Genomic DNA, 3,282 nt, shown 5'->3' with positions numbered 1-3,282 from the left:
GGTGGTGCATCATTGGAAATACAAAATGGATGAAATCGATGCAGCAGAGGATATAGCAAAAACGGTCTAGTTAATTTTTGCACGGACTACTAGTTGAAGTGGCAGCATCTTCATTTTCATTCGTTTCTGTTTGTTCTATAGTTTCATCTTGAGTTGTAGTTTCATCTTGAGTTGTAGTTTCAACTTCGGATACTTCGTCACTCTCTACTACATTCTCTTCTACATCAGCCAAAACAGTATCTGCCTCTTCATTAGTGATAATCGCGCGTTCTTTGGTATTTTTATAGTATGTAACACCACCAAATAATGCGCCTGCTCCTATCACTCCTGCTACGACTCCTGCAATTAGCTTGGTTTTTACAACTGTTTCCGCCCCTTTTGTAGCTGTAGATATAACTGCGCTTGCCGCTTTTCCTGATGATGAAACTGTTCCCTTCGCCATAAGGCCCTTGAGATTTGCCCCCATCTCCGGTGTTCCGGCACTTGCAGCATACGCTTTCGTCTCCGTGCCAAATAGAAGCAGCATAAATGCAGTAAAGGAGCAGAGCTTTATTCCCTGTTTCTTCTCAACGTCGCCTACTGCCTCTTTGATTTTGCCTTTAGCTCTGTTCAGATGCGATTTCACAGTATTAACAGGTATTCCAAGATCATCTGCAATCTCATCCTGTTTCTGCCCATTATAGTAAAAGCCGATAACACAAGCCCTCTGTACATCAGTTAAGTCATCTATTATTCCGCGAATAATTGCTATTTTTTCCTTATTATCGACTATATTCTCCGGGATAATGGCTTCGTCATCCGGTATTGAATCAAAATATTCATTGTCAGATTCAGCATCTTCAGACGCAACCAATACATCTTTGTTTTTCTTCAGATAAGCAAAAGCCTTTCTGTTAGCTATTGTCGCAGCCCAGGAAAGGAAGCCTTCCGAATCCTTTAATTGGCCTATACTTTTATATATCTCCGCATAGGTTTCCTGAAGGATATCCTGAGAAACATCTTCGTTTTTCACAATATGGATTACACAAGTATGAAGATATTTATAGCTATCTTCGTAAATTCCGGTAAAGGAATTGCTGTCGCCATTTTGTAATCCGGTAACAAGTTGCTGTAGTTCTTCACTTGTTTTCATCTATTCTGCCTCCAATGCAAAAAGTATCCTTTATAGTTTTGATTAATAATATTATTATTCAGGCTATTCTATTTGTTTTGCTTGCGATAATGCTATATATCCCATTATTTCAGGCTCTACAAGCTCTCCCCATATGGTCCCGTTCGAATCAACATGGCATTCGCCTATATGTAATATTGTATTATTGGGAATCTGATCAACAATGGCATATTCTGTGCCACAGCCTTCCCTGACATTAACATATCCGTCAGGAGCATCCACAACAACTGTAAAGCCCTCATTGTTATACACATCGACCTTATACCCTGCAGCATTCATTGCGTTCTGAAGAGTTTCGTAATCGCCATCAGGGCCTCCCTCAGGATCAATCTCATCATCCAAATCAGTTTCTGAATCAGTGCTGAATGAAGGAGTAACCATTCCATCAGGCTTTAGGTCCGGATCGTACCCAATGGACTCAAGGCCTATTTCATCTTTATGGTTCATTATTGTTCTATAGATTCCCTTATTCATACTAAAGCCATATACAATACTGCTGATTACACGCTCCTCAAAAACAGGTCCATCACCATATATTTTTCTCGCCTCAATATATGCATCTTTATCTATTTCTACTTCATCCTTAATATGATGAACTGTATAATTTTCATCCTGCCATCGCTCCAATGTTGTAAGCAGCCATCTTGCTCCGTACCGATTATAAACATAATATTCAGTATGGTTATGCGGTTCACTGGACTTCAAACTTTCAGGATCACTCTCATAAATTAAGGTTCCTTCATGAGATCCATAATTCTCCGGCTTGTCATCAGTTAAAATTCTCCGCAGTTTCGCGTCCTTTTTGTCATATGTATATCCCCATATTCCCCAATCAGCGATGAGGAACATCTCATCAAGCGCATCCAACGTTATATCACTATACTTAATATCAGAATAGTCAGAAATATACTCTGTTTCCGCCTCAATGAACTCTTCCGGAAGCCTTCCGTTCAAATATAGATAATAAGCCTGATAGCAATCAGGATAAAAGCGATATCCTTCATCATATTTCCCGCCCCATTTAGTATATCCATAGTCATTTTCTGGTTGGTCATCATCTTCATCAGGGACATCCTCAAAAGTCACGTCATTAGCTCCAAGCAATCCCCATTTCTTACTCCCTTCAGTAATGTCGTTATAAACACCTATGATTGGAAGATCTTTTATTTTTTCATCAAAATCCTCATCTCCGCAGATTTTTGCCCTCTCATCACTAACAAATTCAACTTTCAGCTGTTTGCCATTATCATCTTTGAAAACTGTTTCATACCCGGTATAAGTATTTGACGTAAAAGTAACCCCAAATAATTTTTCAAATCCACGAACTGTAGTAGGTATATGAACTCTGACGCCTTTGACATAGAAGCATCTCTCCGGAAATAGCGGATTATAGTCATCACTTTCCAAGAACTCTTTGTCAAAATTTTTTATCCATATCTCATCAATTATAGTTGCGGTATCTTCCGGTACCACTTTCTCAGAAGCTTCTTCATTTGTATCTTCAATCGGCTCTTCATTCAACTCTTCATTCTGCTCTTCATTATATTCATCATCTGAAGCGTTCTCATTTATTTCCTCCCTGACCGATTCCGTAGGCGCAGATTCTCCCGCTGTTTGCTGCGCCACCGTCTTATCCGCACCACAACCTGCCAATATCAATCCTGAAATTAGAATATTTAAAATCATTGATGTTCTTTTCATTTTTCCGATCCCTTTTTTTAATATCATTCCTATTTCTATAATTTCTTTTATAGCTTTATTCCCCGCTCTTTATTCTACGAATATCTATTTTTGACTCTTGCGCCAAAAGCATCTTGTCTTCAGTGCTGCCCTGCACCTCTATACTCTGTCCCTCTCGCAGGAAAATTGCATCCTTTGCCGCCTGCCTACCGACAGATCTGACATGATGCTTTTCCTGCCCCTGAAGTACGTTGTACATAACTGTGTTATCAGCAACTATTATTTTCCCTTCAACTCTGCCGCATATAATCATATTTTACCCCCTTTCCACCTATAGGTAGTGTCAAATTTACTACCCGTTTTTAGTTCTAAAACCTTGATTTATTGGGAGTCCAAAATAAAAAGAGCATTGACCCCCTCTTTTGGTATAA

Annotated in this window: 3 protein-coding genes; all 3 read right to left on the bottom strand. The window is 39.2% G+C overall.

What is annotated here, in order from left to right:
- Window positions 1-70: 70 nt before the first annotated feature.
- Window positions 71-1,132, bottom strand: a complete 1,062-nt coding sequence (locus tag BMW61_RS21370; RefSeq protein ID WP_091826089.1) for an RNA polymerase sigma factor — start codon at window positions 1,130-1,132, stop codon at window positions 71-73.
- Window positions 1,133-1,195: 63 nt separating this feature from the next.
- Window positions 1,196-2,872, bottom strand: coding sequence for an SH3 domain-containing protein (locus BMW61_RS21365; RefSeq protein WP_139176517.1), 1,677 nt, complete (start codon window positions 2,870-2,872; stop codon window positions 1,196-1,198).
- 55 nt (window positions 2,873-2,927) lie between these two features.
- On the bottom strand, window positions 2,928-3,164 hold the full coding sequence (locus tag BMW61_RS21360; protein WP_091826083.1) for a hypothetical protein: 237 nt from the start codon (window positions 3,162-3,164) through the stop codon (window positions 2,928-2,930).
- Window positions 3,165-3,282 lie beyond the last annotated feature (118 nt).

The organism is Butyrivibrio sp. ob235, assembly GCF_900109475.1.
Lineage (GTDB): Bacteria > Bacillota > Clostridia > Lachnospirales > Lachnospiraceae > Butyrivibrio.
The sequence above is the reverse complement of the archived record's forward strand: the minus strand, read 5'-3'. Positions and strand labels throughout refer to the sequence as shown.